We start from the raw sequence: 16,757 nt of genomic DNA on the forward strand, positions 1-16,757 counted from the left end.
GCGGGTTATGTGATCGATGAAAATCCAGCGTAGGAGCTTGCCCCAATACCGGTCAGTCAAGAATTTTAAGACGAGCATCCCACCATAGATTTTTGTTAACTGACTGGCATCGATGCAGAACCAGGCGAGTGTTCACAAATGCCCTGATCTCCTCAGGCCGTTCGACCCTCACTCCAGCCTCGTCGCTCCATTTCAGTCAACACACTGCAACCGTCCTGCAACAAAATCGCTGTCGCCTCGGTAACCGCCAGAAGATCACGCGCGTCGGTGTTGGTGGTTGCAACGCACGTCAAACCACTCAGCAAATCCCGCGCGGCGCGAAAACGTTGGGTGGCGCATGCAAGCAAATCACTGTTACTGGCTTCGCTGTCGAAATACAGTACAGAGTTTTCGGATTCGTGGAGGTTGAGAGAAAGGTATTTCATGATAGTGGCTCCATAGCTTGAGAAAAGCTGCCACCGCTCGCGGCCAAGCGAGTAAGGGTGGCAACTGTGCGCGGGTTGGCCGACCGGTCTCAAGCTCCCGGCACACCCGAAGGTGTCCCACGCACAGTCGCCATAACACGAAAGCGCAGACGCAAAAAAAGCGCATGCCTTTGTATGGTGAGCGCTTGTGCGCTTGAGATCAGACGGCCAAGTCCGGTCGCTGAATTGGCAGCAACGGGGCGAACTATAAGCGTCCTTGATTGGGGCTTGCAAGCAGCTTGAAACCCGAGCAAGGTGCTCCTACGCAGGTAATCGATGTTTTTTTGATTAATTTGCTAAAACTGAAGAAATATTTGTGTTCATGTGCTTTTAACGCCCAGGAGTTTGCGTCGCAGCATGGCTCTTGCGGGCGTGCAGTCGACGGGCGCATGATGCGAAAGCCTGAAGGTAGTGTAGATGTTGTGGATGGTCGCAATAGTTGTGAAGTTAAGGAGGACTTTCAATGAGGGTGGTGCGAGATAGACTGTTTATTAATACCTCATCAGAATTGTTCTGGGGGCAAGGAGTGTGGGTGGTGCTTGCATTCCTGAGGTCATAAATTTTATGAGCATGCTTAATAGGGATGACTTTTTTACTGCTGAGTTGTTCATTTATTGAGTTTGTGTGCTTTGTGAGTAAATTACGTAGTGGGATACTAAATGTTAAGTGAGTACCTGATTAATTGGTTATCTAGAAGTGTGGTTGATAGAAGCAATGGAAGCACTTCTCGTCCATCTATCGCACTTGCTACAGATATAGGTCTGGTGAGGAAGGAGAACCAAGATCGCGTTGCTTGTTTGAAAGTTGGCGCATCTTCTTGGTCGGATAGGTCATTTTTAGTAGTAGCCTTATCTGATGGAATGGGAGGCATGAAAAATGGAGGGGAATGCGCTTCAATAGCAATATCGGTTTTCTTTTCTTCTCTTGTGCGATCCCGAAATGAGTCTTTAATTGATAAAATGAGACTCGCAGCAAATGAATCGAATTCAGCAGTTTATGATTACTATAGAGGGTATGGAGGAGCTACTTTATCGGCAGTTTTAATCGATTTGGATGGTAGTGCTATCAGTTTGAATGTTGGTGATAGTCGTATTTATGCTGAGTCAGGTGTTGATCGGCGAGTTCTGAATCGGCTCACAATTGATGACTCTCTAGAGGAGGTGGTTGGAGGGCATGGTAGAGAGTTACTTCAGTTTATAGGGATGGGTGATGGGCTGAATGCCCATGTTAAATATATTACACCAGATTATGATAGGCTGCTAGTCACCTCTGACGGGGTGCATTTTATTCATCATCAAACGTTGCAGGATATATTTGCAAATGTAGTGGATCCCTCGCAGGCTGTCAGCCGATTGAGCGCATTGGCTAGATGGAGTGGAGCCCCCGATAATGCATCTTTAGCGGTGCTGTCCATAAATAGAGTTGAGCAGTTACTTTTGGAGGCTAAAAGTGAAAGCTTAGAGGTGTGGGATGCATTTGCTGAGCTTCATCTACTTCGTGTTAAGCAAGAACACGTACAGGTCCCTGTCGAGGCTGAAGCTAAGGCTGAAGCGGCTATCTTGCCTATTGTCAAAGAGGGTATTGTAACTGAAAAAAAACCAATCATTGATGCGGTGAAGGTAAAAAGAATCTCTCGTTCGAGAAAAAAACCAAAAGAGCCAAAAGAGCCAAAAGACAAACTTCAGATAGTTATTCAGATGGACGCTAGCACGGAGGGTAGTGATGATAGTTCCAGATAGATATTCCGCTGCTGGTCACTCCATTGCGGGTGGCATGGGAGAGGTTCACGCGTGTACAGATTTGCATCTTGATCGGAAGGTTGTTTTCAAGGTTCTAAAACAGGGTGAAGAAAATCGCCGTTTGCTCGATGAGCAAAAAGCTCTTCTGCAATTGCGCTCAAAACACGTGGTGCAACTTTATGATGTGGTTGAGGTTGTTGATGATCATGGAGTGACGAAACCTGCGCTGGTTCTTGAGTATGTAGATGGAAATACTTTGGTTCCTCACTCCTATAATGTAGATGACGAATTATTAAACGTTCTATGGCAAGTCGCGTGTGGTTTGACCGCTATTCATGATGCGGGAATCATTCACCGTGATATTAAGCCGAATAACATAATTTTGAATGCGGGTGGTGTCGCAAAAATTCTGGATTTCGGACTTTCGAGAAACTCTGGTGTTGATGCTCACACGGTGAGTGCAATAGGTACTCCATTTTTTATGGCTCCTGAACTTTGGTCTCGAAATGCTGTAAGCTTTGATCAGGCCGTAGATGTTTATGCATTTGCAATTACCACGCTGGCTTTGATTAAGGAACGGAAAATCCCGGAGGAATTGTTTAAGTACCCGCCGCAGCCGTTGAATAAAGATGGCCTGAGCGGGTGTTTAAGTGGTCTGCCATCTGAGGTTGTTAAATTAATCGAAGAGTGTCTAAGTACTTTGAGCTCAAGTCGGCCACCTATGTGCGCTGTTGAGAAGGTATTAAGAAAACACTTATTATTTAATAAGCATCGAGGGTTGTTGGTTGTTGGTGAAAATATTCATGAGCTTCATGCAGGTGCGGCGGTAGCAAATATTATAATTAGCCCTTCTGTTTCAATTTCTATTCGGTACGATGGGTTGATTTTTGTCGTAAACTCATTGGCTGGCTCAATTTACATAAATAATGTGCCAGCGGCGGTTGGGGATGAATTACCCGCTTGTTGTGTTATTACGATTGTTGTTGGGAGCACAAGAAAATTTGTCACATTCGATATCTCTAATCCAGAGGTGATGTCATGATCTCTCCAGGCAATATAATTGCTGGAAGGTATGAAGTGCTTAGGCATGTCGGGCGAGGTGGGATGCAAGAGGTTTATTGTGCTCGAGATCTATTGCTTGAAATAGATGTTGCTTTGAAGACTCCTCAGCCTGGCCAGGTTGCACGAAGATTCAAGAATAGTGCGATAATAGCTGCAAAAGTTAATCATCATAATGTTGCTAAGACTTTTGATTATGTTGAGGATGGTGAATGTGTTTACCTCATTGAAGAGTTTGTGGATGGTGAGACTTTAGAGGAAAAGCTTGTTCGGTTTGGATGCCTTGATCCTCATTTGGGTGCCCACGTACTTCATCATTTGGCAAAAGGGATTCAAGCCTCGCATCGTGTTGGCGTAATTCATAGAGATTTGAAACCTAGTAATGTTATGGTAAGTCGTGGTGTGAATCTTCAGAATTTAAAAATTACAGATTTCGGAATTGCCACACTTACAGCGGAAGTTTTCGATGAAGCGCATAATAGAGGTGATCTCACGAACTCTACCTCTGGAACTATTAAAGGGGCGCTACCTTTTATGGCTCCTGAGATGATGTTTAAGAAGCCGGGAGAGTTATCTGGTTCTCCAGCTGATATCTGGTCATTAGGCGCGATGATGTTTAGGTTGCTTACCGGAGAGTATCCATTCGGTCTCTACCTAGAAGCAGCTGTAAATGTTAAGACGCAGAACAGGAAAGAATGGCCGCTTTTTATGACAAATAAAGCCCAGTTTCGGCCGCTGTCTCTTGAACTTCAAAAAATAATAAATTCCTGCTTGAATTACGATCCAGTAGCGCGACCTACCGCAGAGAGTTTAGCGTTGAGTTGCCGAGAGCTTTGTTATTTGGCCGTCGATAGAGAGGAGGGTACAGTGGATAAGCTGATACAGCATGGTTATAGTGGCTTTGCTAGTACGGTAAATAAAACTGTGTTTTTTAGCATGGAAAGTGCGTATGGTCCTACGCGACCAAATGAGGCCGACAATAATCATATTTGTTTTTCGAGTTTTCCTGGTGCTCCAAACGAAAGAGCACATCCTGTCTTGGTGATAAAGCCATAGTTGTTGGATGTGAGAGAGGGGAGTCTAGCTGGACTCCTCGAAGTCTCTTGAAATTCGTTTCTTTAGGTTGTATATAATGCGAATGTAAAACTCTTGTGTTAGCTACTATTCAACACTATATAAAACATTTAATGTGTCACGAAATATTTTTTACTTTTTTGAGTCGCCTTAAGGCATATGTACCTCCTGTTACTGGTGTCCCTCTAGCAAACGGTAGCGCTCGTTCTGTGTGCCTTGCGTAATGTACTTCAGCCACCTTCCCACCCTTGATTCAATATGCTTTTAAATCCTTGCAAGATTTCTCCCGCTACTGTGGCACGACTTTCTGTGGTGTGTTCCGTTATAGTGAACTTGATTCTTGTATAGCGGACTAATTGTCGCCCGGGACCTAATCTGGCGAAACTCTCAGAACACTTATTTTCAATCAGGAGGAACACCCATGAGCATTACTCGTTACGGCACCGGTAGCACCGCCGGTGGCGGCCAGCCTCGTCCTTTCGCCCGCGCAGTCGAAGCCGATGGCTGGCTGTACGTGTCCGGCCAGGTCCCGGCGCTGGATGGCGAGATCATCAGCGGCGGGATTGTCGAGCAGACTCATCAGGCCATGCGCAACCTGATCGCTATCCTCGAAGAGGCCGGTTATGGTCTGGAAGATGTGGTGCGTACCGGGGTGTGGCTGGAGGATCCGCGGGATTTCTGGAGTTTCAACAAAGTGTTTTCCGAGTACTTCAAAAGCGAACACGCCCCGGCCCGGGCCTGTGTGCAGGCGAACATGATGGTGGACTGCAAGGTCGAGATTGATTGTGTTGCGTACAAGAAGAAGGTCTAGCACACGGTGTTTGCATTGAATAAAAGCGGCTGCTCACAGCCGCGTTTGCGAGGAATCGGATCATGCCTTCTGCCTTGAAAATCGCTGCCGTGGAAAAGGGCGCCGCCCAACCCGGTGCCAATCTGGTGCGAGACGTCAGCCTGCCGGCGCTGGTGCTGCACCGTGAAGCCCTTGAGCACAATATTCGCTGGATGCAGGACTTCGTCAGCAACAGCGGCGCGCAACTGGCGCCCCATGGCAAGACCAGCATGACCCCGGCGCTGTTTCGTCGGCAGTTGGCGCAGGGCGCCTGGGGTATCACCCTGGCCACTGCGGTGCAGACCCGTGCGGCGTATGCCCATGGCGTGCGCCGGGTGCTGATGGCCAATCAGTTGGTCGGCGCGCCGAACATGGCGTTGATTGCCGAGTTGCTGGCGGACCGCTCTTTTGAATTCCATTGCATGGTCGATCACCCGGACAACGTCGCCGACCTCGGGGCTTTTTTCGCCGCGCGCGGAGTGCGCCTGAACGTGATGATCGAATACGGCGTGGTCGGCGGTCGCTGCGGTTGCCGCAGCGAACAGGAGGTGCTGGATCTGGCGCAGGCGATCAAGGCGCAACCGGCGCTGGCCCTGACCGGTATCGAAGGTTATGAAGGGGTGATCCACGGCGACCAGGCCGTGAGCGGGATTCGACAGTTTGCCGACTCGTTGGTCCGTCTGGCGGTGGAGTTGCAAGACAGCGGCGCCTTCGCTATCGACAAGCCGATCATCACAGCGTCGGGTTCGGCCTGGTATGACCTGATCGCCGAATCCTTCGAGACACAGAACGCCAGCGGACGTTTCCTTAGCGTGCTGCGGCCCGGCAGTTATGTGGCCCACGACCATGGCATCTACAAAGAAGCGCAGTGCTGCGTGCTCGATCGGCGCAGCGACTTGCACGAAGGCCTGCGCCCGGCGCTGGAAGTCTGGGCCCATGTGCAGTCGTTGCCGGAACCGGGGTTCGCAGTGATCGCCCTGGGCAAGCGCGATGTCGCCTACGACGCCGGTTTGCCGGTGCCGCTGTTGCGTTACAAGGCCGGTGTGCTGCCGGCCAAGGGTGACGACGTCAGTGCCTGCGAGGTGACGGCGGTGATGGACCAGCATGCGTTCATGACGGTGGCGCCCGGTTGCGAGTTGCGCGTGGGGGACATCATCTCCTTTGGCACTTCCCACCCCTGCCTGACCTTCGACAAGTGGCGCAGCGGGTGTCTGGTGGATGAGCAGTTAAATGTCATCGAAAGCATGGAAACCTGTTTCTAGGCTTGAGGTCGAGGTGTGGCTATTCGCGGGCAAGTCGGATCACCGCACCGCCGCTCCCACGGGGATCGCGATGCCCTGTGGGAGCGAGCCTGCTCGCGATGACGATCTTGCAGGCACCGAAGCACCTGAATGATTGAGAACCTACAACAATGAACACCATCCACAATCCCGGCCCCAACCCCCCGCGCATCGCGCTGATCGGCGAGTGCATGATCGAGTTGCAGCAACGCGCCGACGGCAGCCTGCAACAGAGCTTCGGTGGCGACACGCTGAACACCGCGGTCTATCTCTCCCGCGAACTGGGCGAAGGGGCCAGAGTGGATTACGTCACGGCCCTGGGCGATGACAGCTTCAGCGATGCCATGTGCCAAAGCTGGGCGGGCGAGGGCATTGGCCTGAGCATGGTCCAGCGTCTGCCGGGGCGCTTGCCCGGTTTGTATTGCATCCAGACCGACGCCCGCGGAGAGCGGCGCTTTCTCTATTGGCGCAATGAAGCGGCGGTGCGTGACTGCTTCACTCTGCCTGCGGCCGCGCCGATTCTGGCGGCACTGGCGGATTACGATGTGCTGTATTTCAGCGGCATCACCCTGGCGGTGTTGGGCGCTCAAGGGCGGGAGAAGCTGCTCGAGTCGCTGATCGAAGCGAGACAACGGCACGCGCGAATTGTCTTCGACAACAATTACCGGCCACGCTTGTGGGCTTCGGTCGAGGAGGCGCGGACGGCGTATCGCGCCGTGTTGCCCTATGTCGACCTGGCGTTGCTGACCGTCGATGACGAGCAGGCGCTGTTCGATTCTGCCGATGACGCCGCGGTGTTTGCCGAGTATGAGCAGATCGGTATCCCGGAAGTGGTGCTCAAGCGCGGCGCCGAGGCCTGTTTGATTCGTTGCGCGGGCGAGTATTTTGCAGTGCCGGCGCAGGTGGTCGAGCGAGTGGTCGATACCACGGCGGCGGGGGATTCGTTCAGTGCGGCGTACCTGGCCAGCCGGCTCGGTGGAGGGAGCCCGGTACAGGCGGCTGAAGCCGGGCATCGGTTGGCGAGCAGGGTGATACAAGTGCCGGGGGCATTGATCCCTAGAGATTGAATGCGGCCCCATGTAGGAGCTGCCGAAGGCTCGGGCCGCGTTCGGACGATCTTTTGATCTTCTGCGATGTTGCCGACGCCAAAAGATCGCAGGCTTCGCCAGCTCCTACAAGATCAAAAGATCGCAGCCTGCGGCAGCTCCTACAAAAAGCCTCACCGAGACCTTTTCAATCCCGATAAAACACCTGCACCAGGTGATAGCCGAATTTGCTCTTGATCGGCCCATGCACGGTGCGCAGCGGTTTCTTGAAAATCACTTGATCGATGGCGCCGACCATCTGCCCTGGCCGTACTTCGCCCAGGTCTCCGCCGCGCTTGCCGGAGGGGCAGGTGGAGTACTTCTTGGCCAACACATCGAAGGCTTCGCCTTTGGCGATACGCTGCTTGAGTTGTTCGGCTTCTTCGGCCGTTTTCACCAGGATATGGCGGGCTTGAGCTTTCATCGGGGCAGTTACCTTGAAGCGGTGGTGTCAGCGGGGCGCGCGATTATGCCCGAAACTCAGCTGTTCTGGCTGATCATCGTGCGAATCTTGTTGGCCAGCACGTCGATGGAAAACGGCTTGGCCACCATGTCCATGCCTTCTTCAAGGAAACCCTGGCGATCGAGGGCTTTTTCGGCGTAACCGGTCATAAACAGCACTTTGAGCTGCGGGCGACTCTGGCGGGCGATTTCCGCCAATTGCCGGCCATTCATGCCTGGCAGGCCGACGTCGGTCACCAGCAGGTCGACCCGCAGGTCGGACTCCAGCAGCGGCAGTGCGGTTTTTGCGTCTTCAGCTTCATGGGCGTTGTACCCCAGCTCATCCAGCACATTGAGCACCAGCATCCGTACCGCCGGGTCGTCTTCTACCAGCACCACGGTTTCACCGGCGATGGCCGGTGGCGTGGCCCGGGGGCTGACCGTCTGGGTTTTTTCCACGGCCGCGAGGTAAAGCCTCGGGAGATACAGGCGCACACTGGTGCCCTGGCCGGGGAGACTGGACAGGCTGACATGACCACCCGATTGCTGGGCAAAACCATAGATCATCGACAAACCCATGCCCGTGCCCTGACCGATGGGTTTGGTGGTGAAAAACGGGTCGAAGGCTTTGGCCAGCACCGAAGGGGTCATGCCGCTGCCGTTGTCGGTGACGCCAATCATCACGTAGTCGCCGGCCTTGACCGGTTCCAGGGTGCTGATATCCGTGCCGTCCAGGTAGCTGTTGGAGGTTTCGATCAGCAGTTCGCCGCCATTGGGCATGGCATCGCGGGCGTTGATCACCAGGTTGAGCAAGGCATTTTCCAGTTGGCTGGCGTCGGTGCTGACCGGCCAGACTTCGTTGGCCAGCTGCAGTTTGAGGTTGATGTGCTCGCCTTTAGTGCGGCTGAACAGGTCTTCCAGCGAGTGCACCAACTGGTTGGGGTCGATGGGTTTGCGGTCCAGCGATTGCCGGCGGGAGAACGCCAGCAGCCGATGGGTGAGGGCGGCGGCGCGGTTGGCCGAGGACACTGCCGCTTCGGTGAAACGGCCAATCTCGGCGCTACGGCCATCGGCAATATACCGTTGCATCAGGTCGAGGCTGCCGATAATCCCGGTGAGCATATTGTTGAAGTCATGGGCGATGCCGCCGGTGAGCTGGCCGAGGGCTTCCATTTTCTGCGCATGACGCAGTGCCTCCTCGGCGCGCTCGCGTTCGAACATTTCGTTTTGCAGGCGCAGGTTGGTTTCGGCCAGTTCCCGGGTCCGGGCGGCGACACGTTCTTCCAGGGTTTCGTTGAGGTTGCGCAGGGCGGCTTCGGTCTGTTTGCGCTCGGTTTCATCGATCACAAAGATGTAGAAGCCATTGATCGCGCCGTCGGCACCATGGCGCGGTAGGTACTTCATCAGCGCATGGCGCGGGCGACCGTCACGGTGGAAGGATTGCGCCTCGAAGCTGCAAGGCTGGCCGGCGAGGGCCGCGGTGATCTGTTCGGCGCGGGCGGCATACAGTTCTTCGCCGATGACTTCGCGGATGGTTTTGCCGTACAGCTCTTGCGGGGTCATGCCGTACCACTCCAGGTAGGCGGCGTTGTTCAGCCGAAAGCGCTGTTCGTTGTCGACATAACCGATCAGCACCGGCATGGCATTGATGATCAGCTGCAGCTCGGTCTGGCTTTGGCGCAGCGCTTGCTCCACCTGCTTGCGATCTGTCAGGTCCAGCGCGGCACCGAGGAAGCGGATCGGCCGGCCATGATGATCCTTGTAGCAGCGGCCACGGGCAAACACCCAGCGCAGTTGGCCGTCGGGCAGCAGCAGACGGTATTCCTCGGCATATTCAGTGCCATGGTTGATGCAGTACTTGATGCTGCGGGCGACCATTACTCGGTCTTGCGGGTGGACGGCGGTCAGATAGTCGCTGATGGGCCGTTGCCCGGCCTGGGCAGGATCGATCCCATGCAGTTGGGCAAAGTGTGGATCGGCAATAAAGCGATCCTCAGCGATATCCCAGTCCCAGGTGCCCACCCCCTCGGTGGCCGAGAGCGCCAGTTGCAGGCGCTCTTCGGACTCGTGCTGAGCCTTGATACTGGCCTCGGAGCGCAGTTTCAGCTCCAGCGCGACCCGCCGACGTTCGTTGGTCTCGATGGCGGTGACCAGAATTCCGGCGACCTGCCCGTGTTCATCGCGGATCGGGCTGTAGGTCAGATCCAGCCAGAGCTCGGAGTCGCGGCCCAGGTGTTGCAGGTTGAAACACTGTTCGCTGTAGGTGCGCACCTGGCCCTGCAGCACGGCATTGTAGATGGGCGCGGTGAAGTCCTGGAGTTCCGGCCAGATCAGGTGCGTCGGCTGTCCGAAGGCCTGCGGGTGCTTGTGGCCGGCCAACAGGGCGAAGCCGTCGTTGTAGATTTGCGTGAGCTGCGGGCCCCACAGCAGCAACATGGGCATCGGCGAATGAATCACGATATCCACGGCCGTGCGCAGGCTTTGCGGCCAGTTGCCGGGCTCGCCCAGCGGACTTTGCGTCCAGTCCAGACGGGCTATCAGTGCCTGGGCTTCACTGCCGGTGGGCGATTCGTTCATCGGATGGATCCTGAGGGGGAAGCCTTGGGGCTGTTGTATCTAGGATGCTTTCAGGCTTTAGACGTTCAATACCTCAAAAAGTCGCATTTATCGATTTATTCTATTCGAATGGGTGTTTTAGGGGTGAGTCCGGATTTTACACCTTCAGCTCTGCGCGGTCGCGAAACTGCTCCAATGCCTGCGGATTGGCCAGTGCATCGGTATTCTTCACCACCTCCCCATGCACCACGTTCCTCACCGCCAGCTCAACAATCTTGCCACTGATGGTGCGGGGGATATCGGTGACGGCGAGGATTTTCGCCGGTACATGCCGCGGCGTGGTGTTGCTGCGGATCACTTGGCGAATCTCTTCCTCGAGCGCTGCATCGAGTTCTACGCCTTCACGCAGGCGCACAAACAGCACCACGCGCACGTCGTCCTGCCAGCTCTGGCCGATAGCGATGCTTTCCAGCACCTGCTCGATTTTTTCCACCTGGCGGTAGATTTCCGCAGTGCCGATGCGCACGCCCCCCGGGTTGAGCACCGCGTCCGAACGGCCATGGATCATCAGGCTGCCATGGGGCAGTTGTTCGGCATAGTCACCCTGGGCCCATACACCAGGGAACTGGCTGAAATACGAGGCGCGGAATTTTTCCTGCTGCGGGTCGTTCCAGAAACCGATAGGAATCGCCGGGAAGTGCCGGGTGCAGACCAGTTCGCCTTTCTCGCCGACGACTGGCTGGCCGGCGTCGTTCCACACTTCAATGGCCATGCCCAGACCCTTGCCTTGCATCTCGCCACGGCGCACCGGCAACAGCGGATTGCCGGCCGCAAAACAGGAAACGATGTCGGTGCCGCCGGACATCGACGCCAGGCACAGATCGCTTTTGATCTCGCGGTAGACATAGTCATAGCTTTGCGGCGAGAGCGCCGAGCCGGTCGACAGAAGGGTCTTGAGACTGTCCAGCTGGTGGCTGTGGCGCGGCTGCACGCCAGCGCTTTCGAGGCTCGCGAGGTACTTGGGACTGGTGCCGAACACAGTGATCTGTTCGCTGTCGATCAGGTCGATCAAACGCGCCGGCCCTGGATGAAACGGTGAGCCGTCGTACAGCAGCACACTGGCACCGACCGCCAGCGCCGAGACCAGCCAGTTCCACATCATCCAGCCGCAAGTGGTGTAGTAGAACAGCAGATCGTCACGCCCCAGATCGACGTGCAGGCCATGTTCCTTGACGTGTTGCAGCAGTACGCCACCGGTGCTGTGGATGATGCATTTTGGTACACCGGTGGTGCCGCTGGAATAGAGGATGTACAGCGGATGGTCGAAGGGCACCGCGACGAATTCGGGCTCGCCAGCGGCCTGGTAGAAATCATTCCAGAGCGCCACCTTGGCCGGACTCTGGTAATCCTCGACGCGAGTCTGGGGTCGCGCATAGGGCACGATGATCAATTGCTGCAGGGAGGGCAGGCGCTGGAGAATCTCGTTGATCTTCGCGGTCTGGTCGAGCTCTTTGCCGGCATAGCGGTAGCCGGCGCAGGTGATCAGCACCTTGGGTTCGATCTGGCCGAAGCGGTCGATCACCCCTTGGGTGCCGAAATCCGGCGAGGAACAGGACCAGATCGCCCCCAGGCTGGTGGTGGCAAGCATGCCGACCAGGGTTTGCCAGGAATTGGGCATACAGGCAGCAACCCGGTCGCCAACGCCGACCCCAGCCGCTCGCAGGCTCTTTTGCAGGCCGGCTACATGTTTCGCCAGGTCGGCGTAGGTCAATTGTTCGCGCTGGCCGTTCTCGCGGATGGAGATAATCGCCGGGCAATTGTCACGGCGGCGCAGCAGGTGTTCGGCAAAGTTCAGCGTGGCCCCGGGAAACCACTGGGCGCTGGGCATCGCCAAGCCTTCGACCAGCACTGCGCTGGGCGGGGTATGAAATTCGATGTCGAAGAAGTCGACTATGGCCTGCCAGAACGCTTCGCGCTGCTCGACGCTCCATTGGTGCAGGGCGCAGTAGTCGGCAATGTCGAGGTCGTGGCGATGATTGATGAACCGTCGGAAGACCTCCATGTGGGTCTTACTGATTCGCTCGGCGCTGGGTTGCCAGAGGATTTCGGACATAGCGGGCCCTTTTCTTTTATTGTTTTATTACATGCACACAGATTGATGTGACTGGCGAGCTTTTGTGGCGAGTGGGCTTGCCCACGCTCGGCTGCGAAGCAGTCGTAAACCGGCGGATGCGTTCGACCTGAAGAGTCGCGGTAGCAGGTTTTGGGGCCGCTTCGCAGCCCAGCGCGGGCAAGCCCGCTCGCCACAGTGTATGTCGGGCTATTGCGCCAACCACCCACCATCGATGTTCCACGCCGCGCCACGCACCTGGCTGCCGGCTTCGCTGCACAAAAATAGTACCAGTTCACCCAACTGCGGTGGAGTGACGAACTCCAGCGAAGGCTGTTTCTCGGCCAGCAGATCATGTTGCGCCTGCTGCGGGTCGACGCCTGTGGCAATGCGCGCATCGATCTGCTTCTGCACCAGCGGGGTCAGCACCCAGCCCGGGCAGATGGCGTTGCAGGTAATGTTGGTGGTGGCGGTTTCCAGGCCGACCACTTTGGTCAGGCCGATCACCCCATGCTTGGCGGCGACATACGCTGACTTGTTCGCCGAACCGACCTGGCCATGCACCGAGGCGATGTTGACGATCCGTCCCCAGCCTTTGGCGCGCATGCCCGGCAGGCTCAGCCGGGTGCCATGGAACACCGAAGAGAGGTTGATGGCGATGATTGCGTCCCAGCGCTCCAGCGGAAAGTCTTCCACGGGCGCCACATGCTGGATGCCGGCGTTGTTCACCAGAATGTCGACGCCGCCGAATTCGCGCTCGGCATAGGCAATCATCTCGGCGATCTGCGCTGGGTCGCTGACATCGGCCGGATGATGACCGACCTTGCCGCCGAACTGGGCAACTTCTGCGATGACCGCCGAGGCATCACCAAAACCATTGAGAATCAGATTGGCGCCAGCCTTGGCCAGGCTCAGGGCGATGCCCAGGCCGATGCCGCTGGTGGAGCCGGTGACCAGTGCGGTTTTGCCGGAAAGATTAGTCATAAGTTCCTCACACAATGCCGGTGGCGTAGAAGGTGCCGATCACCACGAAGACCGCGAGGGTCTTGATGATGGTGATGCCGAAAATATCTTTATAGGCTTCGCGGTGGGTCAGGCCGGTAACCGCCAGCAGGGTGATCACCGCGCCGTTGTGCGGCAGGGTGTCCATGCCGCCGCTGGCCATGGCCGCGACCCGGTGCAGGACTTCCAGCGGAATATTGGCCGCATTGGCCGCCGCGATAAAGCTGTTGGACATCGCCGCCAGGGCGATGCTCATGCCGCCCGAGGCCGAGCCGGTAATACCTGCCAGCAGAGTGACAGTGATGGCTTCATTGACCAGCGGGTTGGGAATGCTCTTGAGCCAGTCGGCCAGCACCAGGAAGCCCGGCAGCGAGGCAATTACGGCACCGAAGCCGTATTCCGAAGCGGTGTTCATCGCCGCCAGCAGCGCGCCGCTGACCGCGCTTCTGCTGCCTTCGGCGAGTCTGCCGCGGATCGCCTGGAAGCCGAACACCAGCACCATGATGATGCCCACCAGCAGCGCCGCCTGGACCGCCCAGATCGCGGTGAGCTTGGCGATTTCGGTTTGCACCGGTACGGCCATGCCCGGCAGGCTGAGGCTGTGGGTCTTGCCGTACCAGAGTGGGATCCAGTGGGTGAACAGCAGGTTCATCAGGCCGACCAGCAGCAGCGGCGAGAGGGCGATCCAGGGGTTGGGCAGCTTGATGTCTGGGGCGGTTTCCGGCTCGTTGCGCAGCTCGGTGCCGTAGCCTTCGCCCGAGCGCTGGGCTTTGTTGCGCTGGCGTTGCAGATAGAGCATGCCGGCGCAGAACACGAAGATCGCGCCGATCAGCCCGAGCCACGGCGCGGCCCAGGCGGTGGTATTGAAAAAGGTACTAGGGATGATGTTCTGGATCTGCGGGGTGCCGGGCAGGGCGTCCATGGTGAAGGAGAACGCACCCAGGGCGATGGTCGCCGGGATCAGGCGCTTGGGGATATTGCTCTGGCGGAACATCTCCGCGGCAAACGGGTAGACCGCGAACACCACCACGAACAGCGACACACCGCCGTAGGTCAGCAGGGCGCAGACCAGCACGATCACCAACATTGCCTGGCGGGTGCCAAGCAAACGAATGGCCGCGGCGACGATCGAGCGCGAGAAGCCGGACAGCTCGATCAGCTTGCCGAACACCGCACCAAGCAGGAACACCGGGAAATACAGTTTGATGAAACCGACCATTTTCTCCATGAACACCCCGGTGAAGGCCGGAGCGACAGCGGAAGGGTCAGTGAGCAGTACCGCGCCAAGGGCGGCAATCGGGGCGAAGAGGATAACGCTGTAGCCACGGTAGGCGGCGAGCATCAGCAGCGAAAGGGCTGCTAAAGCGATGATCACACTCATGGTGTGTCTCCTGGATTGTTATTTTTGTAGAGGTGAATCTTTGGTGGCTGTGGGTATAGCCAGTTTCGTGCCAGTAAACTAAGTAATTGAAATATATGGATATTTTTATAGATGACGGTAGAGATAAAGATATTTGTCTCTGATCGGAGACTTTTTGAAACAGATAGGGCCCTATCGCGAGCAAGCTCGCTCCCACATTTGAATTTTGTTGTACACAAAAAATGTGTCCGACGCAGATCCAATGTGGGAGCGAGCTTGCTCGCGATGAGCGCCTAGCGCTCAAAAAAGGGTCTTCTCTATATAGAGATTTATGTCTCTATATTGAGACTCTGCAATCCCCAACGCCACCATCTTCTTGTACAACGTCGACCGCCCCAACCCCAATCGCGCCGCAGCCTCAATAACCTTCCCACCACATTGCGCGAGGGCCGTTTCGATCAACTGCCGATCAAACCGCTCCCGCGCCGCGCTGAAACTCTCATTGACCATAGCTTCGGGTGCCGAAGACGCAAGACGCTCCACCGGACTGAATGTCCCAATTGCCGCGCGGATATCCGCTGCGTTCAACATCAGGTCATCGCTGAGCAACGCCGCGCGCTCCAGCACATTGCGCAATTCGCGGATGTTGCCCGGCCAGGCGTGCTGGCCCAGCAGCGCCAGGGCTTCGCTGTCGAGCTCATGCTGGCTGCGCAGTTCTTCGAGGATGGCTTCGCTCAGCGCCGGCAGATCGTCGAGCCGTTCGCGCAGTGGCGGTACCTGAATCGGCAGCACGTTGAGGCGGTAATACAGGTCAGCACGAAACTCGCCGCGCTTGATCGCCGCCTGCAGATCAGTTGAGGTGGCGGCAATGACCCGCACATCACTCTGGATCACTTCATTGGAGCCGACCGGTTCGAACTCCTTCTCTTGCAGCACCCGCAGCAACTTACTCTGCAACGGCAGCGGCATGTCGCCGATTTCGTCGAGAAACAGCGTGCCGCCCTGGGCGATCTGCAATTTACCGCTGCGGCCCTTGCGGTCGGCACCGGTGAAGGCACCGGGGGCGGTGCCGAAAAATTCGGCTTCCAGCAGGGTTTCCGGAATCGCCGCGCTGTTGATGCTGACAAAGGCTTTGTGCGCCCGTGGCGAGGCGCCATGGATCGCCTGGGCCAGCAATTCCTTGCCGGTGCCGGTTTCACCGAGCAGCAATACCGGCGAGTCGGCGCTGGCGCTACGCCGGGCGCGGCGTTTGACTTCGAGGCTGGCGGCGCTGGTGCCGATGAAGTGCGCGAAGTTGTATTTGGTCTGCCGCGCCCGCAGCAGCGAGCGGGTCGAAGCGAGCTCCTCCTGCATGCTCATGTAGCGCTTGAGCATCGGCGACAGGCTGCGCAGTTCATCGAACAGGGCAAAACCGATGGCGCCGATCACCGTGCCGGCATCGTCATGGATCGGCAGGCGCATCACCACCAGCGGCTCTTTCGGGGTGTCCTGCATGTCCAGCAGGATCGGCCGGCCGGTGCGCACCACTTCGCGCAGCAGGCTGCCGGGGATCACGCTTTCACAGGGCTTGCCGATGGCCACCTCGGCCGATTCGAGGCCGAAGCGTTTGGCGTAGCGTTCGTTCATCCAGACGATGTTGGCATCGCGGTCGACGATCACCGTGCCTTCGCTGGATTGTTCGATGATCTCGAACAACGAGCGGATCGCCAGCAGGCGCACACGCTGGTAATCCTTGAGGCTTTCGGTGTCGTTCATGGG

Annotated in this window: 13 protein-coding genes; 6 read left to right on the top strand and 7 right to left on the bottom strand. The window is 56.6% G+C overall.

Features of this window, described 5'->3' with window-relative positions; all coding sequences use genetic code 11:
• Positions 1 to 152: 152 nt before the first annotated feature.
• Positions 153 to 425, bottom strand: coding sequence for a hypothetical protein (locus tag F8N85_RS00580; protein WP_150801757.1), 273 nt, complete (start codon positions 423 to 425; stop codon positions 153 to 155).
• 698 nt (positions 426 to 1,123) lie between these two features.
• Between F8N85_RS00580 and F8N85_RS00585 the strand changes: the two genes are divergently transcribed.
• The 6 genes from F8N85_RS00585 (at position 1,124) to F8N85_RS00610 (ending at position 7,512) form a co-directional block, all read left to right on the top strand.
• Entirely contained in the window at positions 1,124 to 2,203 is a 1,080-nt protein-coding gene (locus F8N85_RS00585) for a PP2C family protein-serine/threonine phosphatase (protein WP_150801758.1), read from the top strand.
• Positions 2,187 to 3,245, top strand: coding sequence for a serine/threonine-protein kinase (locus F8N85_RS00590; RefSeq protein WP_150801759.1), 1,059 nt, complete (start codon positions 2,187 to 2,189; stop codon positions 3,243 to 3,245). The genes F8N85_RS00585 and F8N85_RS00590 overlap by 17 nt, the downstream gene beginning before the upstream one ends.
• Complete coding sequence (locus F8N85_RS00595) at positions 3,242 to 4,318, top strand: serine/threonine-protein kinase (RefSeq protein ID WP_150801760.1); 1,077 nt, start codon at positions 3,242 to 3,244, stop codon at positions 4,316 to 4,318. Before F8N85_RS00590 ends, F8N85_RS00595 begins: the two co-directional genes overlap by 4 nt.
• A 439-nt stretch (positions 4,319 to 4,757) precedes the next feature.
• Positions 4,758 to 5,147, top strand: coding sequence for a RidA family protein (locus F8N85_RS00600; RefSeq protein ID WP_150801761.1), 390 nt, complete (start codon positions 4,758 to 4,760; stop codon positions 5,145 to 5,147).
• 62 nt (positions 5,148 to 5,209) lie between these two features.
• Positions 5,210 to 6,427: an amino acid deaminase gene (locus F8N85_RS00605; RefSeq protein ID WP_150801762.1), complete on the top strand. Its 1,218-nt coding sequence runs from the start codon at positions 5,210 to 5,212 to the stop codon at positions 6,425 to 6,427.
• Positions 6,428 to 6,576: 149 nt separating this feature from the next.
• A complete protein-coding gene (locus F8N85_RS00610; protein WP_150801763.1) occupies positions 6,577 to 7,512 on the top strand; it encodes a sugar kinase in 936 nt (311 codons plus the stop codon).
• 166 nt (positions 7,513 to 7,678) lie between these two features.
• Here F8N85_RS00610 and F8N85_RS00615 read toward each other — a convergent pair whose 3' ends face one another.
• The 6 genes from F8N85_RS00615 to F8N85_RS00640 form a co-directional block, all read right to left on the bottom strand.
• Entirely contained in the window at positions 7,679 to 7,954 is a 276-nt protein-coding gene (locus F8N85_RS00615; protein WP_007932676.1) for a peptidylprolyl isomerase, read from the bottom strand.
• Positions 7,955 to 8,010: 56 nt separating this feature from the next.
• Positions 8,011 to 10,548: a PAS domain-containing sensor histidine kinase gene (locus F8N85_RS00620; protein ID WP_150801764.1), complete on the bottom strand. Its 2,538-nt coding sequence runs from the start codon at positions 10,546 to 10,548 to the stop codon at positions 8,011 to 8,013.
• Positions 10,549 to 10,684: 136 nt separating this feature from the next.
• Complete coding sequence (locus F8N85_RS00625) at positions 10,685 to 12,640, bottom strand: acetoacetate--CoA ligase (protein ID WP_150801765.1); 1,956 nt, start codon at positions 12,638 to 12,640, stop codon at positions 10,685 to 10,687.
• 207 nt (positions 12,641 to 12,847) lie between these two features.
• Positions 12,848 to 13,621 (bottom strand): 3-hydroxybutyrate dehydrogenase, encoded by a 774-nt coding sequence (locus F8N85_RS00630; RefSeq protein WP_150801766.1) that lies wholly within the window; start codon positions 13,619 to 13,621, stop codon positions 12,848 to 12,850.
• 7 nt (positions 13,622 to 13,628) lie between these two features.
• Positions 13,629 to 15,020: a GntP family permease gene (locus tag F8N85_RS00635; RefSeq protein ID WP_150801767.1), complete on the bottom strand. Its 1,392-nt coding sequence runs from the start codon at positions 15,018 to 15,020 to the stop codon at positions 13,629 to 13,631.
• A 279-nt stretch (positions 15,021 to 15,299) separates the two neighbouring features.
• The gene (locus tag F8N85_RS00640) at positions 15,300 to 16,754 is read right to left on the bottom strand and encodes a sigma-54 interaction domain-containing protein (RefSeq protein WP_150801768.1); all 1,455 of its coding nucleotides are present in this window, start codon (positions 16,752 to 16,754) and stop codon (positions 15,300 to 15,302) included.
• Between the last annotated feature and the right edge of the window lie 3 nt (positions 16,755 to 16,757).

Source organism: Pseudomonas fluorescens (assembly GCF_902497875.1).
In the GTDB taxonomy this organism is placed as follows: Bacteria; Pseudomonadota; Gammaproteobacteria; order Pseudomonadales; family Pseudomonadaceae; genus Aquipseudomonas; species Aquipseudomonas fluorescens_BR.

Bases quoted from the DNA above. Each gene is read 5' to 3' on its own strand.
- F8N85_RS00580 (WP_150801757.1), bottom strand. From the start codon at position 425: ATGAAATACCTTTCTCTCAACCTCCACGAATCCGAAAACTCTGTACTG.
- F8N85_RS00620 (WP_150801764.1), bottom strand. From the start codon at position 10,548: ATGAACGAATCGCCCACCGGCAGTGAAGCCCAGGCACTGATAGCCCGT.
- F8N85_RS00625 (WP_150801765.1), bottom strand. From the start codon at position 12,640: ATGTCCGAAATCCTCTGGCAACCCAGCGCCGAGCGAATCAGTAAGACC.
- F8N85_RS00590 (WP_150801759.1), top strand. From the start codon at position 2,187: ATGATAGTTCCAGATAGATATTCCGCTGCTGGTCACTCCATTGCGGGT.
- F8N85_RS00635 (WP_150801767.1), bottom strand. From the start codon at position 15,020: ATGAGTGTGATCATCGCTTTAGCAGCCCTTTCGCTGCTGATGCTCGCC.
- F8N85_RS00600 (WP_150801761.1), top strand. From the start codon at position 4,758: ATGAGCATTACTCGTTACGGCACCGGTAGCACCGCCGGTGGCGGCCAG.
- F8N85_RS00630 (WP_150801766.1), bottom strand. From the start codon at position 13,621: ATGACTAATCTTTCCGGCAAAACCGCACTGGTCACCGGCTCCACCAGC.
- F8N85_RS00605 (WP_150801762.1), top strand. From the start codon at position 5,210: ATGCCTTCTGCCTTGAAAATCGCTGCCGTGGAAAAGGGCGCCGCCCAA.
- F8N85_RS00610 (WP_150801763.1), top strand. From the start codon at position 6,577: ATGAACACCATCCACAATCCCGGCCCCAACCCCCCGCGCATCGCGCTG.
- F8N85_RS00615 (WP_007932676.1), bottom strand. From the start codon at position 7,954: ATGAAAGCTCAAGCCCGCCATATCCTGGTGAAAACGGCCGAAGAAGCC.
- F8N85_RS00585 (WP_150801758.1), top strand. From the start codon at position 1,124: ATGTTAAGTGAGTACCTGATTAATTGGTTATCTAGAAGTGTGGTTGAT.
- F8N85_RS00640 (WP_150801768.1), bottom strand. From the start codon at position 16,754: ATGAACGACACCGAAAGCCTCAAGGATTACCAGCGTGTGCGCCTGCTG.
- F8N85_RS00595 (WP_150801760.1), top strand. From the start codon at position 3,242: ATGATCTCTCCAGGCAATATAATTGCTGGAAGGTATGAAGTGCTTAGG.